Consider the following 18,064-nt stretch of genomic DNA (forward strand, 5'->3'; position numbering starts at 1 on the left):
AAGTGATTTTTCATTTTTTTTGATAAGGCTATCTTTATATCCTTTCCCTGGATTATCGTCGTGTTGAATATTTGCGTAAGAAGCGTTTTTATTTACAGAAAGAAGAAAACCCAGAAACATAACATAAGAAATCAATTTACTTTTAAATATCTTTAACATAAAACCTCCTCAACCGTAAAAGGCTGTATGTACTTCTCCATTTTATATAACGTTGACTTAAAGAATCCCCCACAATTTTCTTTATTATGACAATTATTGCATTTATTAGAAAATACTTTCTTCCATGATGATATTGATTTTTTATAAAATCCCCAATATTCCTTCTTGATTAAACATAAGGGAAGATTATATATTGATACCTCTAAGTTGCGATTATATAAATATTTAATTCCTTTGTATAGTTCATCTTGATAGATTTCATCAACAGGATTAACCCAGATTTCTTCAATATTATTTTTTGCTAATGATTCTAGTTCAACTGCCATAAAGGCTACATGGGCTACGAAAGGCATGTTCCTATAAATAAATCTTGCAATAGAAGATAGCCTTTCATAATTGAGTTTTTGAACAACAACTCTTATTTCAATATTTTGACCATATGTAGCCAGATTATAGATACCTTTTATGGTCCTAAAATAACTCGCTACCCCCATTATTTTATTATGTATTAAGTCAATATCTGAATAGAGCGGAATTTGAAATATTAACTTTGAATTTCCTATTTCTAGTATATCTTCAACAAAGTTTATGTCTTCAAGCAATATCCCGTTAGTAAGTAATGCAACAACTGTATTAGGTAACCTATCTTTAATGAAAGACAGATATTTTATTAAATGTTCTTTATATAATGTTGGTTCGCCTCCAGTTATCCCTAAATATTTAATTTCTTTTGGCAACAAAGCAAGTATTTGACGATTTAATAAATCATATGAACCTTGATTAATACTTTCTTGATGTTGAGGGCACATTATGCATGAGGCATTACATCGTTCCGTCATAAGCAATACGTTATCATCTTTACCGTGTTCATATACTATATTAATATTACCATTTTTCTCTATTAAAACGATGTCATTATTGTGCAAATCCGCAACAGATTGTATTCTGTCAATCGTAGGGACATTATATTTTCCTTTAATATATTTATCTGTTAATATACAATTTATCCCGAAAGGTATTTTCGGAATGCGGTCCGAGATAAGTATTGTTTTTGAAGGGTAAATAAAACTGCCATCATAGTATTTTATTTTCCCTACAATTTGATTTTGAATATTTTGTGGATATCCTTTTAGTTGTTTCATTTTAATTAGAAACCATTTTATTACAGTTACGTTTTGTTATCCATGACCAAAATACATTAGTGAATTTATCGTTCTTTTCCTCAATAAGGTCAATTAAATATTGAAGAATCAACCTATTTTTTATGCACGTAACGTTGTTTAATTTGTATCCTGTAATATCCCCTTGTTCAGAATAATTTCTAATAGGGTCAGAACCGCAATATACCTGATACGCACAATATGAACAAAGTGGTGTTGTTTCTAGAGAAGCGTTTTTTATTAAATTAATGAATGATTTATTATAGAATATTTCTTCATAAGAGCTTTTATTAACATTCCCCATTAAGAAACGATTGTTACCCATCTCAGAAAGCATTCTGGCTTCATCCGATGGAAATACATTGCCATTATAATTATAAATTGCCCCACAAATACCAGTTCCGGGAGGTGATTGCAAATCAACAAATCCTGTAGAAAATGGGGTTAGAATCCTTCTGAGTAGAAGGCAAGCATATTCTTCTACAAAATACTTGCCTTTTATGTTTATTTCAATTATGTACGATAATATCTCTTTATAAAATTCAAAGAATTCTTGAACAGAATACGATAATTCATTTTTATTTATTTTTGCCAAACCAAAAGGATTCAACATTCTCACAAATATTGAACTAAATCCTAATCTTATGTATTCATTAACTATAGTCTCTGGTTGTGCTAGACTATCTTTAGTTGTGGTCATTAACGCTGAAATACTATTTGAACCCAGCACATTCTTTGCTAATAATAATTTTTCATAAAAAGAATCATAGCTTCCATTTTTGTTTCTTAATATTCTATTTTTATTATGGAGAGATTTAGAACCATCTAATGAAGTTGAAATATACACATTTTTTTTCTTTAAATAATTAAGCATATTACTATTGACTAAAGTGAGATTTGTACAAATTACAAATTCAAGTGACTTCTTGAATATGCTATTTAGTTTATTTGAATACTCTATAATAAACGTAACGATATCAAAATTCAAAAGAGGTTCCCCTCCTTGAAACTCAATTTTTATATATTTTGAAGGTGTTTTAAATATTGTTTCAACAACGTTTTTTGCGGTGTTAACATCCATATCATAACTGCTAACTTTGTTATCCTTACTAGAAACTTGACAATAAATACAATCCGAGTTACATCGCAAAGTGGGGACTACCATATGCAAGGATGTAAAGTTCTCAAGAAAACTCTTTTTGGTTCTATATTTTACCGCTAGCAAATCAATAACAGGGTCAACTTCTGTGTCAGTTAAGAAATGTTGTGATTTTAAATCCATAAATACTTTACTGTCTTTGGATAAATTTCCAGTACGTAAATCATCAAAAGTAGATTTGTCAAGAAATATATATTCACCTACTTCATTTGTTAGAAATATTTTATTTTCTAGAGCATGGTACCTGAAAGGCAGTAAAGTATAATTCATTCTATCTTCTTATGAGAGAAAGCTTTTTCAATAATTTTATCTCTTAAGCCCCCAAACTTTTGGTCAAGGTCAAATCTTATTTGTTGTTCTATCAATTCGTTCATAAAAGAATATGTCAAAGCATTTAGATTGATATTAGTTTTAGCTTTTATATGAACCTTTATAGTATCTTCGGATATATTCTCTAGAAAGATATAGCACTCATTTGTGAATCTATAAGAAGCTTCTTTTATTGCAGATAAACTATATGTTTTAGTATTAACATTAAAATACAATTCATCTTTATTCAATTGGTTTAAAACATTTTCCATGACTATATGCCTCCATTGTTATTTTACTTTTTATTATTCAATATGTTTTCAATTTTCACCACTTATCATAATGCCCTTCCTTACTCCCCCGATATTAGTTGTTCACAAATTTCGGTTTATTATACCATATTTCCATGAAGGTCTTTATTATACCCCTTGACAAGACTAGCGATATATGCTATCTTGAGTTTGTTGAAAATCGTTCTTTTAGCCGTTCAGGTTGTCCTCATCAAGACATAGAAATTATTTTTGAAGACCAGTAGAAATAGACATAGCCCGATGAGCATTCTCAAATGGGTTTATGATATTTCATCTGGTTTTTTTATTTTCCACTGCTTATTATAACCCCATAGCTAAGATGAGGTGATTATAATGAGCTTGTTTGAAACTTCTGATTTGTATCTCGCCGCTGTACTACATGCCCTCAAATTTAAAATCAGCGAAGTAAAAACTGAAGGGAGAAGGACCGTCTTTATCTTCGTTGATGACGAATCCCGAAGAAAGGCAATTGTTGAATATTATAATGGCGAGCTAGAAATCAAAGCTAGGGATTTCATTGATTCAGTGAAGAATCTAAAAGCAATGACGTTCAATTATTAGAACGTTATTGCTAATTTTTTTGATAAGGAGATACGCTTATGAACCTCGTAAAAAACAAAAGCAACAATAATTGTCTTGTTAATGCAAGTATTCCGGAATGGAATTTCAAAAAGAAAGGATTTACAAAATTTCCAAATCAGGTCTTAGAAGCACTATATAACCGTAATTTGAACGGGTCGGAGTACCAAATAGTACTAGCTATTATCAGAAAAACTTTGGGTTGGAACAAACCTCAGGACGCAATCTCCCGCTCACAGTTTGAAGAAATGTGCTCAAAGGACGGATGCTCCTTAGAGAGAGCAATCAAAAAGTTACTCTCAAAGGGAATAATTATCAGAAATGGCAAGAGGAATGGAGTAATCAAATGGTCGGTTGAAAGTAATACTGAGAATTGGCAAACAACCCTCAAAAAAGAGGCTACTACAAAAAAGAGGATAGTCCTACCTGCAAAAAAGACCAGAAAGTTCCAATTAATACGCTCAAAAATGAGGAACACAAAAAGAATAAAGGATAAATATAAAATAGAAAAAGAAACAAATTCTTCTAATCCCTCTGTTTTAGATGGTTCTCAGCTTTCTGAAATTACAAAATACACTATGAAACTATGTGATGATTATGGTGATTTCTATAGAGAAAACTATAATCGCTATCCAAATGAATATACAACTAATGTTGCAAAAAAACATTTTAAGAAACTCTTGGAAAAATATCCTGTATTCGTAAATCAAAGAAACCTTCCAGAATATAACCTTACCAAAATACTTGGATATTGGTTTAGAGAAGCATACGTTTCTGATTGGGTTATGGAAAATGGATATCCTCCACATATTTTCTGTAAGGATATTGAAACTATTTTGAAAAGATATACGAAGACTTTATAGCCTTAACACAAAAACATTGCAATTGACATAGCCTCTTATAGCAACTGACACAGCACGATTATAGAACGAAAGAGGTGTGCTGTGAAGGAAGACAAAAATGTTGAAGGGAATAAATATCCCTTTAGTAACGGATTATTATCTGAGCTCCAGACTATTTTGGAGCAGGATTATGGGCAAAAACTAAGTTTGGACGAAGTTGCAGAAATCGGTGTTTTATTTGTTCGTCTTTTTGACAACTTGGCTCAGATGTCTTTTAAAAAGTAAAATATGTATAATAGGAGATGCTTATGGAAAAATCAGTTATTTATGCTAGAGTTTCGTCACGAGAACAAGAGCTAACAGGTTATTCTTTGCCTGCTCAGGAAAAGTCTTTAAATGACTACGCAGAAAAAAAGCAGTTTTCTGTCGCAAAAGTATTCTCCGTTTCAGAGTCTGCCAGTGGCAAAAAACAGCGAGAAGTGTTTAATCAGATGATTGCCTTCGCAAACAAGAATAAAATTAAGGTCATTATATGTGAAAAGGCTGACAGGCTAACTCGTAATTTCAGAGATATGGTTGAAATTGACGACTGGTTAGAAAAAGATAGCCAGAGAGAAATTCATTTAGTAAAGGATTCACTGATACTTAATAAAAACTCTCACTCTCAGGAAAAACTAAATTGGGGCGTTAAAGTTTTGTTTGCAAAAAATTATATTGATAATCTTTCCGAGGAAACTAAAAAGGGACAAGCGGAAAAGATAAGTCAAGGTTGGTTGCCTACCAAACCCCCCGTAGGTTATAAAACGGTCGGCGATGAAGGGCATAAGATTCATATCATTGATGAGAATAGAGCTCGTCTCATTTTGGAAATGTTTCGTATTTACTCAGAAAAAAACCACTCCATTAAAGCATTAACTCAAATAATGTATGAAAAAGGGTTGCGTTCAGATAAGGGTAATAAAGTCCCTAAGAGTGCAATTCATCGTTTTTTATCTGACCCTTTTTACTGTGGAATGCTCCGCTGGAACGGCAAACTATATGAAGGCAAGCACCAGCCTCTTATTTCCAAAGAGCTCTTTAATACTGTTCAGCAGGTTTTGAAGCAGAAAACTACTCCCAAATACAGGAAGCATTTTACTTTATTCAAATCCTTACTAAATTGCGAAGAGTGTGGTGGAACAATAACTTGGGAATTGCAGAAAGGACACTGGTATGGTCATTGTAACCATTACAAGCATTGTAGTCAGAAAAGGTTTATCAGGCAGGAAAAAATTGAAGAACAACTAATGGATAACTTCAATAACATAACAATCCATAATACAAGATTGACTGACTGGATTAGAAAAGCTCTTAAGGAAAGTCACGCTGATAAGATAGAATTTCAAAAGAAGTGTCATAACGAGCTGAATTCACAGCTTGGGAGGCTTCAGAATAGGGCAAACTTGCTATATAATGACCGCTTGGACGGAAGAATAGACACAGAGACCTATGACGTAAAAAACAAGGAAATAAATGCGGAGAAAGAGAAGGTAATTGACGCTCTTAAGAAACATAACGAAGCTGATAAGGAGTATTTTGAGCTAGGAATAAACATTTTTGAACTTAGCCAGAAAGCCGGAGAGATATTTTCAAAAGCAACTGACGAAAAGAAAAGAGAATTACTTTCTATCGTTTTTTCGGGAATTTCGGTAGATACCAATCATCAATTAATAAATGCTGTTTTTCAAAAACCATTTGAAATTATAGCTCAAAAAGCCCTAGAAATAAATAACGGTTCAAAACTGCCTGAAAACAATGAAACTCTTCCAGAAAATTTTGAACCGTCTATTTGTCGTCGGGAAGACACTCCCGAACACCCTCATTTTGAAGAAGCACTGCCCGGCCTGGACTCGAACCAGGAGACTTCTGCTCCAGAGGCAGACGTGTTACCAATTACACCACCGGGCAATTATAAAAAGTTCACATGTTCATTAGTTTACTGGTTCGCGATTTCAACTGCAAGGATACGGAATTAACATGTGGTTCCCCCCGGGCAAGCCCGGGGAGCCCTGGCCTTCGGCAGCCTATGGATCCCGGATCCGGTCCGGGATGACACTTCAAGAAAAACATGTCATTTTTTAATTAACCCTAATCAAAATTTTTAAAAAAGCGCAATTCTTTTTTGGTCTAACAATTCATCACTCATTACTAATTACTTTCCTGCTAGTTAACTGGTTTCGGGGGTTCGTTTTTATTTATTTCATCAGCATAATTTAATTCAAGATCAGATATTACGTTGGCAAGAGCCTTTTCTTCATCAGAAGAAATATTGCTTTTAGTTTTTTCTTTTAGCATTACAAGTATGTCAATTGTTATTTGCGCGCTTTTCAAGTCTTTTTCAGTTTTCCCGCTTATCGGATGAGGGACTTTTCCAAGTTGTTGCCAAGCAGCGGATGCGAGCATCATAACTAAACTTAAGAAATATTTGCTTTTCTCTAATTGTTCCGTCATCTTCACCTCTTGTTTTTAGCGGATAGCGTTCAGCGTTTAGCGTATAGAAATAATTTCTCTAAAATTGATGAAGAGTCTTTCCTATCCGCTATACGCTATGCGCTCTACGCTATTCAATTATTTGAAAAATTTTTCTAGCGCAAAATTAATTCGTTTTAATACTGTTTCTTTCCCCATCACTTCCATCATATGAAAAAGACTAGGGCCCTGTGTTCGGCCTGATATTGCAACCCTAATAGGATGGAAAACCTGCCCTGCTTTTATTCCTTTTTCCTGGGCAAGATCTCGCGCAAGCTTTTCTAAAATATCTGCTTTAAAATCAGTGATATTTTGAAGTTTTGCGATGCTTCCTTCAAGCACTGTTTTCGCAGTTTCCGTTTTAAAAACTTTGCTTACCGCTTCTTCTTTATATTCTACTGCATCTTTAAAGAAAAAATCAATCAATTCGGGAATATTGCTTAGTAATTTTGTTTTTTCTTGTTCTAGCGTTATGGTTTTTTCAATTAATGTTCTATCCAATCCTTTTATTTTTTCTTCCAGATTGGTTACTTTTAGCCATTGAAAAAATATTTCGGTCAATTGTTTTGGCGATTTTTTTCTTATATATTCCCCGTTCATCCAAAGAAGTTTTTGCGAATCAAAAGTTGAAGGGCTTGTCCCGCATCGTTCAAGCGAAAATTTTTGGATTAATTCCTGCGGCTCAAACAACTGCTGGCTGTCTTCTGTAGACCAGCCAAGCAATGAAAGATAGTTAAGAAGCGCTTCGGGTAAATATCCGTCAATCCGATATTCCAGCACAGAAGTATGTCCGTGCCTTTTTGAAAGACGCGCGCCGTCCGAGCCCAATATCATAGCAAGATGCGCAAATTCAGGATAATCCCAGCCGAGCGCTTTGTAAATATGAATTTGGCGCGGAGTGTTTGATAAATGATCATCTCCCCGAATAACATGGGATATATCCATTAAATGATCGTCTATAACGCAGGCAAAATTATATGTCGGGACCCCGTTTGCCTTCATCAACACAAAATCATCTAAAAGAGCGTTTTCAAACTCCACGTGGCCCCGAACAATATCATCAACTTCAACTTTTCCTTCAACAGGCATTTTAAATCTTATAACCGCCTTTTTACCATCCGCTTCCTTTTGTTTCCTTTGTTCTGCAGATAAACGAGAACATGTGCCGTCATATTTAGGCGGCCTTTTATGAAGAAGGGCTGTTTGACGCATCTTTTCAACTTCTTCGGCAGCGCAATAACAAGGATAGGCCAGGCCCTTCCCTATCAATTCATCTATATATTTTTTATATAAACCCTGTTCTTTCCTCTGCATCTGGGAATAAGGGGCGTACTTAGAATTTTCTTTGCCAGGGCCTTCGTCCCAATCAAGTCCAAGCCATTTCATAGCTTCAATAATCACGCCAACTGATTCCTCAGTTGAACGCGCTTCGTCAGTATCTTCTATGCGAAGAATAAATGTCCCGCCGACTTTTCTTGCAAAAAGCCAGTTGAATAAAGCGGTCCTGACACCGCCTATATGCAGATCCCCTGTTGGTGATGGCGCAAATCTAACCCTAATTTTGTTTTGTTTGTTTATTGACATATTTTTTAGTAATTTTTTAAATCATTTTGAACCATTAATTTTACTAATTGTTCAAAACTTGTTTTTTGGGGATTCCAACCCAAATTCTTCACAGCTTTTGCAGGATTTCCGCATAAATGATCTACCTCCTGCGGCCTAAAATATTGGGGATTTATTTCTATTAAAACTTTCCCGGTTTTTTTATCTATTCCTTTCTCATTTAAGGCCTTTCCTTTCCAGACTATTTCAAAACCTGCTTCTCTGAATGCTATCTCAGCAAATTCCCTGACGCTGTGCGCCTGTCCCGTTGCAACAACATAATCTTCGGCATTATTTTGCTGAAGCATAAGCCACATACATTCAACATAGTCTTTTGCGTACCCCCAATCACGCTTAGCATCAAGGTTGCCTAGATAAAGTATATCCTGTTTTCCTTTAGCTATTTTAGCAGCGGCCGTAGTGATTTTGCGGGTAACAAAATTTTCTCCTCTTCTTTCCGACTCATGGTTAAACAAAATTCCGTTGCATGCAAATATCCCGTAGGTTTCCCTATAATTTTTCGTTATCCAAAAAGCATACATTTTCGCTACTGCATAAGGGCTCCTTGGATAAAAACTTGTATTTTCATCCGGACAACTTATGCTTTTTACTCCGAAGAGTTCTGAAGTTGAAGCTTGATAAATTTTTGTTTTCTTATCAAGTTCCAAAAGCCGGACAGTTTCAAGTAATCTTAAAGTTCCAAGGGCATCAATTTCAGCCGTATATTCAGGTATTTCAAAAGAAACTCCCACATCAGATTGAGCCCCCAGATTGTATATTTCGTCAGGTTCAATTTTTTTTAACACCTTGAATATGCTCGCCATATCAGCGAGATCACTGTAATGCAGAAAAATATTGCATTTCTTTATACTATCGTCTGACAAATGCAAAGCAGATGAACACTCAAGACGGTCAGTATTCGGCAAAGAACTTCTTCTAACTGCTCCGTGTACTTCATAGCCTTTTTCAAATAAAAATTCAGCAAGATAACTTCCGTCCTGTCCCGTAATCCCAGTTATTAGCGCCTTCTTTTTCAATGCCTTCTCCAAATTAGTAGATAATTTTGTTTAAAGGGTACTCTATTATTCCTTCGGCGCCGGCGCGCTTTAGTTCCGGAAGGATTTTTTTCACGATTTTTTCTTCAATAATAACCTCAAGAGCAACCCATTTTGAATCGCTTAAATTTGAAATGGTCGGCTTCTTAAGGGCGGGAAGTATTGCAGTAATTCTTGAAAGATTATTGCGAAGAACATTCATCTTAAGCCCTACCATGCCCTCGGCAGCAAGAGCTCCTTTTAGAAGTATTGCTATACTTTCAATTTTCTGCCGTTTCCATGGATCTTTTAATGATGCATTGTTTGCTATAAAACGCGTAGTGGATGTAAGTATTTCTTCAACGATTCTTAAATTATTTGCCCTTAGCGATGAGCCGGTTTCGGTTAGCTCAACTATTGCATCAACAAATCTCCCGGCTTTAGCTTCAGTAGCGCCCCAAGAAAACTCAACTTCGGCTTTAACCTTTTTCTTAGCCAGATACTTTTTCACATACCCGGAAAGTTCAGTCGCTATCCTTTTCCCTTTCAGGTCTTTGACTGATCGAATTTTAGAGTTGTTAGGAACTGCCAATACCCATTTCACGGGACGAAATCCTGATTTTGCATAGACAAGCTCACAAATTTCTTTTACTTTAGCGCCGGTTTCGCAAATCCAGTCATAGCCGGTAAGTCCTGCGTCAAAAACTCCGTCTTCAACATATTTTGCCATTTCTTGAGACCGCACAAGCATGATTTCAAGCTCATCATCGTCGCAGGAAGGAAAATACGAACGATCGGAAACATAAATCCTGATTCCCGCTTTCTTAAAAAGTTCCAGAGTTGACTCCTGCAAGCTTCCTTTTGGAAATCCTAATTTTAATTTTTTCATTTTTTTAGCCTCATTCTTTTTTTTGCCTCTTTTTTTATTGTCTTAATTTTCTTTTCCACAGATTTCACCTGTTCTTCTGCGAAATCCTGCGTAATATTTTTTTGTTTCGCAATCATTCCTTTTATTTCGTTCAAACTTACCTCTTTTATGGGAGGAAGCATCTTTTGCACCCAGGGAATAATATTTCCGCCGGAATATGAAGTTACTACATAAACCTGATTGCGCCATGATAGTTTATCCATTACCGGAAACATTACTATTGAAATTACCATTATGCCGAACAAAGCGCCAAAAAATAGTCCCAAAACGTTGTCAATGTTTCCTAAAACAGCATCTCTTACCAGCCGTCCCACAATTGAACCCGCCAAGATTGTGGCTATGGCAACCAGGACTAAGACCAAATAAAAATTCATTCCCAGCATATCGCAGTATTTTTTGGCAACATACAGCCCGAAATACCCGCTCAAAATATAAAAAAATGTTGAAATGATCCCCGTTTTAAAACCAATGACACAAAACACTAAAACCAAAACTCCTACAATGATATCATAACCGTTAAATCCGTTGAATCCGTTTAACATTGAATTATTCAACCCCTGAAACAGAATGTATAACTTGCCCGGAAGCAACCTTTGGGAAAAAATATGTAGATTTCTGCGGCATCGTCTGTCCCGCAAGGGCGATTTCTTTTATAGATTCTACCGGAGTCGCCGGGACCATTACTGCAGCACATTTTTTCTCTTTTGCAAGCCGGCAGGCTTCTTTTTCATCTTTTACATATGTAATATTTTCCGGCAATACGTCAGTCAATAGAACCGAATGCAGTATGCTTACTCCAAGATTTTTATATGCCCTGCATTTTCCTTTCATTGCCTTGTCAAGAATGCTCATATTTTTTGCAACCAGCGTCCTGAATTTCCCGTCTTTATAAATCAGCAAAGGCTGCGGAGATTTTCTAGAAAGCCTCTCAAACTTTTCTTTTGAGAAAACTCTGAAATAGTTATTTATCCTTTGCTCTAAATCTTTCGGCGGAACAACAACCCTGTGAGTCGGCCATATTGAAAGCCCTTTATCCTCCATAGGGCAAAGATAAATCAAAACATTTTCGAATGCATTATTCCTGCCTCTGGCTTTCTTTTTAATTTGCTCGTTTAGATAATTCCATGCTGTTTCATATCTATGATGGCCGTCAGCAATAAATATTTTGTTTTTCTTTAAAACGCTTTTCACCAGATTTATCACTTTAGGGTCCGTAATTTTCCACAACCGGTGAATAGTGCTCTCAAAATCTTTAGAAATTGAATTTTCTTTTGTTTTCGCAAGCTTTTCGCTTAATTTAACTATCTCCCTTGAATTATTATGAAAAAGACCGAAAATCGGACTTAGATTTGCCTTTGCCGCTCTTAACATTTTAAGACGGTCTTCTTTCGGTTTAGATAAAGTTTTTTCATGAGGCTTAACACTTCCCTTAAAAGGATTTTCTAGCCTCAATGCCCCGAAAAATCCGCGCCTTACCATTTTCCTGCCGTGATCAACAAATTTTTGCTCATAAAAATATAATGCGGGCAAAATATCTTTTTTCAGTATTCCTTTCTTTTGCCATAAAGAAAAAAGATGCGCCGAATTTAAATACTTATTCCTTTTTCCATGCGGATCAGGAAGCTCCAATCTTACCATATTAAACGGCGATAATTTTTTAAGCTTTGCTTTCCGTTTATCAGAAATAACGTCATAGGGCGGACAAATAAATCTTGAAATATTATGCCCCTCAAATCGAATACCGCTAAAAGATTTTATTTCAGACACTCCATATCTCCTTTCATGTTTTGTTTTATTAAGAAATCAACTTCATGAGCTTTTAAGAAAAGTTCATCAAGTCGACGGGTTGATGCTTTGACTCCGTCCTTCGGCAAACTCAGGACTTTGCTCAGCATCAACCCTGAGCGGACAAAGACGTTAGCTTCCCTTAAATATTAACGTCCCAAATCTTTAAAAAAGACATTCGAGCCGAACGGGTTGATGCTTTGACTCCGTCCTTCGGCAAACTCAGGACTAAACGAAAATATTATAGAATGTTTTAAAATATAGTTAATTTAACCCAGATTTTGCAACAGAAAAATCTGCACGTAGTGCCGCACCATTAAAAAATGCTGAAAAATGAAGCGCTCTAAATGAGTGTCAGATGAAAATCGTGTAAACATTTCCGTTGAACGCTTTATAAATGGTGCGGGGTTAACCCAGCCCGCCACAGGCGGGCTGTCCCTTAGGGACAAATTTTGCAGCCTGTTGCAAAATTTGGGTTTAATAACTTTATGGTTATATTTAAACATTTTAAACTTGTATTATTTCTTACGGTTTTGCTTTCCTGTTTCCTTGGCTGCAAAAAAGCACAAGAAACTTCGCCCTATGTTCTAAAAAAAATAGTTCTAAATGAAGGCGATACTTTAATAAAAACATTAGAAACTACTGCCTTGCCTTTACGGGAAAGAAATGAAATCGTAAAGAATTTAAAAAAGCTTTTTAATCCAAGATACTCCAAACCCGGGGATTACTACGAAATATCCGTAGGCACATCATCAAATCCTCCTTGGACTTCCTTTTTTTATTACACGCAAGGACAAGAAGTTTATTCGTTAGCAAAATCAACCGAAGGAATTATTGAGACATCAAAGATAATCCGTCCCCTAAAAAAAGTTATCTTTAAAGCGAAAGGTTCAATACAAAAATCTTTATGGGAATCTATGACGGAACAAAAAATAGAACCGGATTTGATTTTGGATTTCGCAGATATTTTTGCATGGCAGATAGATTTTCTTACCGAGCCGAGAGCCGGAGACACGTTTAAAATTGTGTACGAAAAAAATATTCTTGATGACGGAACTGTTTTAAGCAAACAAATACTTGGAGCCAGATATAATTTATCCCGGAAGGAATATACGGCAATACTTTTTGTTCACCCAAACGGAAAAAAAGGATATTATTCGCCGGATGGCAGATCAATGATAAGCGCTTTCCTTAAGGCTCCTCTCCAGTACAGGCGAATCAGTTCATATTTCACGAAAAGCAGATATCATCCGATTCTAAAATATTATAGGCCGCATCTTGGAGTAGACTATTCCGCACCGGAAGGGACACCGGTTTCATCCATAGGTGAAGGCGCTGTAACGCTTGCCGAATGGAAAGGGGATAACGGGAATCTTGTAAGCATTAAACACCCCAACGGATATTCTTCATTCTACGGGCATTTGTCAAGATACGGAAAAGGAATAAGAAAAGGAGCAAGGGTTTCGCAAGGCCAAATTGTGGGATATGTCGGTACGACAGGACTTTCTACCGGGCCTCACCTTGACTTCAGAGTTAAGAAAGATTTTTCATTTATAAACTATCTGAAAGTAAGAATCCCCCCGGCAACAAAAATTAAAGGGAATGAAAAAGAAAGTTTTACCAAAATAAAGAAAAATATTTTCAGGCAGTTTGCGGAACTAAACTACAGGTAAGCTATCCGCCTACGCTAAAAGTGGCATCAATAGGCACGGCTATTCGCCGCATTGATGACACAGCAGTTCGACAGGCTCACTGTCTTGAGCGAAGTCGAAGGACTTTGGCGTTGCGCCTGCCGGCGGGCAGGGATTTCGCCGGAACGATGAAGGATACTATGAGAGGAGGCTTCATTTCGACTTTGAAGCCCTAAAAGCGTTGAGTTGTATCGGAGTATTATCCAGTATCTTTTTTCTGGAAAATTCGTCTTTGCAGAGAAAATCGGCTATTTCCCACTTTTTCGTCATTTCATTCCTATTTAAGGTCGCAACCTGATAACCCCACTTAAGAGGGCTTCCCCGCAAAACAGTTCTAGGAATTTCTATTTTGTATTTGCCGGTTAAATTAAATGTTTTTACCAAATTAGGACCAAAGCGCGATGCCATATAGAGCATTGCCTGGTTATTATTTATTCTTAAAGCATATTCCCACCCATTTTGCTGTTTCATAAATGCGTCCAGTTCCGGTAAAAGACGTATCAAGCCAGCTCCTGGCGTATTGTTTAAGTCCATATAGATATCTATCGCGAAATTGCCCGATGAAGGAACTGAATCCAATTCCACATTATAAATTACGGTATCCCTGGTTAATTCAACACTAAAATTTATTATTCTCGGGCTTGCTTCAGGAATAATGGCATTGGTAATGTTTATTTTATTTTCCAAAAGATCAACATGAAAAGTAGTAGTGTCAGCTTTGGGTTGCAAAGATTCCATAAAATCACCCACAACTTCCGACTCTTTTTTATCCATCAAGGAATAAATATTATCAAGGCTAGCTTGAAAAAGCCGGTAATCATCGCTGTCCTGGCTTTCCTGAGCCCTAGCTAAAAAATCAAACCTGTAAAGAAAATAAAGTTCATTTTTTAGTTTATCCAGGTTTTCAAGATTTGCCGAACCTGAGTTTTTATATTCTTCAACGGTACTGCGTGCCGCGGAAAGCTTGTACCAAACAGAAGCATTTCTCATCCATGGAGCCAGATCGTAAGTAGTTTCCCATTCACCTCTGGTGAAAATCATGTTTTGAAGATCTCCTAAAAGGTCTTCCGGGGTAATCATCTCAACATTACTTTGTTTCAATATTTCCTGGCCGAAATCTTTTAGAAAATTAGCCGTTAGTTCATTTTGATCTTTAAAAACAAGCATTACAATTTTTTCGTTCTGCAGATTGATCCATTTAAGACATTCCTTAGCATTTTTGAAATCTGCTAAACGGCTGCCAATCACCAAAAACCTTTCTTCGTAATACCCCCATTTTGTTTCGTCCGGCATAGTGGCATTTACCCACATCATGCCTAATTTTCTGAGTGTCTGGATTACTTCCTTTGAAATAACTCCGGTACGAAGATATAAACCCAAATTAGAAAGATGGAAATTTGATTTAAAATCTACCTGATTTTTGAAGATTATATTTGATACATCTTGAGGCCAGGAAAATTCAACTAAAGGGTAAGTTGAAATTTTTGTTTCATATATCATTGGCAAAATCGGCTCTTCGGAAAGCGACAAGACCGGCTCAATCTGCATATTTTTTACCATTTCAAGAATTTGATCGGAGGGTTTTACTCCGGTTGGCCAAGGTATAGTAAGCACCAATTTTAAGTTTCCAGACAAAGCAGTAGTTATTTCCTGAGACGGGCCGTTTTTACCCCAGTCAGCGATGAATATAACATACTTTTTATTTTCTTCAGGCACTAAAACTTCACCTTCCGGGCTTATCTGCGCAGCTTGGCCGGGCATAATTCCCCTGCCAGCTTCTTTTTCCTCAATACCTCGTCTTCTTTCTTTTGTAGGAGCGGTTGCACAGCCGCAAAAAAAGGCTGACCCAAAAAAGAAAAAGATTGATATTAAAACATAAATATTAAATATCCCAAATATTTTTTTCATGTTGATATTATAACAAATTAGAGTCATTTCACCAAAACTATTGTTGTTTTACGACGATAACAAAGAATAAAAATCCTTTTTACAAAATTATAAATTTAAGGGTAAAGTAAGTATAAAAGAACTGCCCTTATCCTGTTCGCTTTCAACCCAAATGGTTCCGCCATGGGCTTCAACGGCCATCTTGCAAAACGTAAGCCCCAGCCCGGCGCCGGTACGAAGCTGGGATTTTTGCCGTTCCAGCTGAACAAATTTTTCAAATATTTTTTCTTTGAACTCTTTAGGAATTCCGGGCCCGTTGTCCGAAATAGTAATTTTTAAGAAATCTTCTTCTCTTTCCGCAGAAATCTCTATTTTTCCGCCTGATGAAGTGTGTTTTATAGCATTATTTATCAGATTATTTATAACACGCTCAATAAGATTTTTCTCAATTTCAATTTCAGGGAGATCCTCTTGAACATTTATGGAAATTTCTTTTTGTTCGTTCAGTGTCTGAAGGCTAAATTCCTTGTGCCTGCTTTGCAAGAGTTCCCGAACATTGACCTTTTCTTTTTTAAGTTCAAGCTTTCCTTCTTCCATTTTCGCTATATCAAGAAGATTTTGTATCATAACCACCATATTTTCACTTGATCTTTTTGCAAGATCAATCATATCTTTCTGATCAGGAGAAAGCTCTCCGCTTAAACCGTCCCTCATATAGTCCAGGCTGCCCATTATTCCTGTGAGAGGACTTTTAAGGTCGTGAATAATCATTCTTATCAGGTCTTCTTTCATTATCTCAAGTTTTTTGAGTTCTCCGGCCATTGTTTCAAAATTTCGGGCAAGATCTTCAATTTCATCCCCTGTCCGGATATTAAGCTTAATATCCAAATTCCCTTTGCTTATCTTTTCAGCGCCAGAACGGAGCAGAGTCAAAGGATCAATAATTCTTTTTACAAAACTTAAGCCAATAAAAAGAAATATGATTATCCAAAATGCTGTCCAGACAATTATGCTGTTATACATATTTGTAATCGGCTCATAAACTTCTTTGGAGGGTATCTGAGTTACAACCGCCCATCCAAGCCTAGGAATTGATTTATACAAAGCAACTACTTTTTGATTTCTTTCATCATAGTATTCGCGCCATTTTTTGGCTGAAGATCCTTTGGAATTTATAAAGTCTTTTACAACCGGCAGATTTGCAAAATTAGAGCGCACCTGCACTCTTTCAATTTCTCTGTGGGCAATTAGATTCCCTTTCTTATCAACAATAAACGCCAAGCCGGATTCGCCAATCTTAATTTCATTGATCCAGGCCAAGATTTGCTTAAAATCAAGTTTTGCCACTATACTGTTTTTATTTGAAATCGGTGTTTTAATGAACATAGAAGGATTGTCTTTATCTGAAAGGAATACCTGGCTGACATTATTTTTGAATACTGCTGACTTTATTGAATCGGATTTTCTTTTATCTTTTTTCTTCAAACTCACTTTTGGATATCTAAACTGTTCTTTGCCTTTTGAATCTAAAATAGCTATTTCTGAAAACGCGTTTCCTTTATCAAAAATGTTCTTAATATATTTTGTTTTCTGCGCCTCGGGAAGAGAAACTATGTCGCTTTTTAAAGAGAGCAGCTTTAAATGCAAATCAAGCTGCGCGTTTATCCTGTCCGCAAGCCGGCTCACAATTTCTTCCTGCCGATAAAATATTGAATCCCTCAGAGTCTGCCTGCTGATGGAAGTTATTATTATCCCGAAAAAAACGGCCGGCAAAACAATAGCAGCAGCAAAAAGCACCAGCACTTTGTATCTAATGGATAGTTTCGTTGCTAATAATTTTCCGCTAATAGGAATTTTCATGGTATTTTAAAACTAAAAAGGGACAGTTTCTCTCTAAAGAAATTGTCCCTTTTATTTAAAACTTCTTGATTTTCAAAAAAACTCTCATTTTTTGTTTTTGGGGTAATATTCCGGCAAATACTTTTTAACTAAATCAAGCATTTCATCATCTGAAACAAAATTTATTCTTCCTTTGGCAAATTCCTGATCTATCCACTCTTTTATCCTTGCTATTCCGGGATGAGTTTTTTCTATCTTTTTGTCTTTTGTT

15 protein-coding genes and 1 tRNA gene are annotated in these 18,064 nt (G+C 35.9%); 4 read left to right on the forward strand and 12 right to left on the reverse strand.

The features are described 5' to 3' along the window. Positions 1 to 152 precede the first annotated feature (152 nt). The 3 genes from hxsC to hxsD are packed head-to-tail and all read right to left on the reverse strand — an operon-like array spanning position 153 to position 3,059. A complete protein-coding gene (gene hxsC / locus NT145_08560; protein ID MCX5782727.1) occupies positions 153 to 1,301 on the reverse strand; it encodes a His-Xaa-Ser system radical SAM maturase HxsC in 1,149 nt (382 codons plus the stop codon). Between the two features lies 1 nt (position 1,302). Next, positions 1,303 to 2,748, reverse strand: a complete 1,446-nt coding sequence (gene hxsB, locus NT145_08565) for a His-Xaa-Ser system radical SAM maturase HxsB (protein ID MCX5782728.1) — start codon at positions 2,746 to 2,748, stop codon at positions 1,303 to 1,305. Next, positions 2,745 to 3,059 (reverse strand): His-Xaa-Ser system protein HxsD, encoded by a 315-nt coding sequence (gene hxsD / locus NT145_08570; protein ID MCX5782729.1) that lies wholly within the window; start codon positions 3,057 to 3,059, stop codon positions 2,745 to 2,747. The genes hxsB and hxsD overlap by 4 nt, the downstream gene beginning before the upstream one ends. A 372-nt stretch (positions 3,060 to 3,431) precedes the next feature. On the opposite strand from hxsD, the gene NT145_08575 reads away from it, so the two are divergent. From NT145_08575 to NT145_08585, 3 genes are all read left to right on the forward strand, one after another. Beyond that, positions 3,432 to 3,659, forward strand: coding sequence for a DUF5659 domain-containing protein (locus tag NT145_08575; GenBank protein MCX5782730.1), 228 nt, complete (start codon positions 3,432 to 3,434; stop codon positions 3,657 to 3,659). A 38-nt stretch (positions 3,660 to 3,697) separates the two neighbouring features. Continuing rightward, positions 3,698 to 4,540, forward strand: coding sequence for a replication protein (locus tag NT145_08580; protein MCX5782731.1), 843 nt, complete (start codon positions 3,698 to 3,700; stop codon positions 4,538 to 4,540). Between the two features lie 81 nt (positions 4,541 to 4,621). Continuing rightward, the gene (locus NT145_08585; GenBank protein MCX5782732.1) at positions 4,622 to 4,804 is read left to right on the forward strand and encodes a hypothetical protein; all 183 of its coding nucleotides are present in this window, start codon (positions 4,622 to 4,624) and stop codon (positions 4,802 to 4,804) included. A 1,589-nt stretch (positions 4,805 to 6,393) separates the two neighbouring features. Here the strand turns inward: NT145_08585 and NT145_08590 are convergent. From NT145_08590 to NT145_08620, 7 genes are all read right to left on the reverse strand, one after another. Then, positions 6,394 to 6,466 (reverse strand) — tRNA-Gln (locus NT145_08590). A 255-nt stretch (positions 6,467 to 6,721) separates the two neighbouring features. After that, entirely contained in the window at positions 6,722 to 7,009 is a 288-nt protein-coding gene (locus tag NT145_08595) for a DUF1844 domain-containing protein (GenBank protein ID MCX5782733.1), read from the reverse strand. A 117-nt stretch (positions 7,010 to 7,126) separates the two neighbouring features. Continuing rightward, positions 7,127 to 8,611: a glutamate--tRNA ligase gene (gene gltX / locus NT145_08600; protein ID MCX5782734.1), complete on the reverse strand. Its 1,485-nt coding sequence runs from the start codon at positions 8,609 to 8,611 to the stop codon at positions 7,127 to 7,129. A gap of 5 nt (positions 8,612 to 8,616) precedes the next feature. Then, positions 8,617 to 9,666 (reverse strand): GDP-mannose 4,6-dehydratase, encoded by a 1,050-nt coding sequence (gmd, locus tag NT145_08605; protein ID MCX5782735.1) that lies wholly within the window; start codon positions 9,664 to 9,666, stop codon positions 8,617 to 8,619. Between the two features lie 13 nt (positions 9,667 to 9,679). Continuing rightward, complete coding sequence (hisG, locus tag NT145_08610) at positions 9,680 to 10,552, reverse strand: ATP phosphoribosyltransferase (protein MCX5782736.1); 873 nt, start codon at positions 10,550 to 10,552, stop codon at positions 9,680 to 9,682. Continuing rightward, the gene (locus NT145_08615) at positions 10,549 to 11,133 is read right to left on the reverse strand and encodes a CvpA family protein (GenBank protein MCX5782737.1); all 585 of its coding nucleotides are present in this window, start codon (positions 11,131 to 11,133) and stop codon (positions 10,549 to 10,551) included. Before NT145_08615 ends, hisG begins: the two co-directional genes overlap by 4 nt. Before the next feature lie 4 nt (positions 11,134 to 11,137). After that, entirely contained in the window at positions 11,138 to 12,358 is a 1,221-nt protein-coding gene (locus tag NT145_08620) for a DUF1015 domain-containing protein (GenBank protein ID MCX5782738.1), read from the reverse strand. A gap of 506 nt (positions 12,359 to 12,864) precedes the next feature. Here NT145_08620 and NT145_08625 point away from each other — a divergent pair. Continuing rightward, a complete protein-coding gene (locus NT145_08625; protein MCX5782739.1) occupies positions 12,865 to 14,049 on the forward strand; it encodes a peptidoglycan DD-metalloendopeptidase family protein in 1,185 nt (394 codons plus the stop codon). 171 nt (positions 14,050 to 14,220) lie between these two features. Here the strand turns inward: NT145_08625 and NT145_08630 are convergent, their stop codons facing one another. Next, positions 14,221 to 15,975, reverse strand: a complete 1,755-nt coding sequence (locus tag NT145_08630; protein MCX5782740.1) for a hypothetical protein — start codon at positions 15,973 to 15,975, stop codon at positions 14,221 to 14,223. Between the two features lie 87 nt (positions 15,976 to 16,062). Then, the gene (locus NT145_08635) at positions 16,063 to 17,814 is read right to left on the reverse strand and encodes a sensor histidine kinase (GenBank protein MCX5782741.1); all 1,752 of its coding nucleotides are present in this window, start codon (positions 17,812 to 17,814) and stop codon (positions 16,063 to 16,065) included. Between the last annotated feature and the right edge of the window lie 250 nt (positions 17,815 to 18,064).

It is taken from the genome of Elusimicrobiota bacterium (assembly GCA_026388075.1).
In the GTDB taxonomy this organism is placed as follows: Bacteria; Elusimicrobiota; Endomicrobiia; order Endomicrobiales; family JAPLKN01; genus JAPLKN01.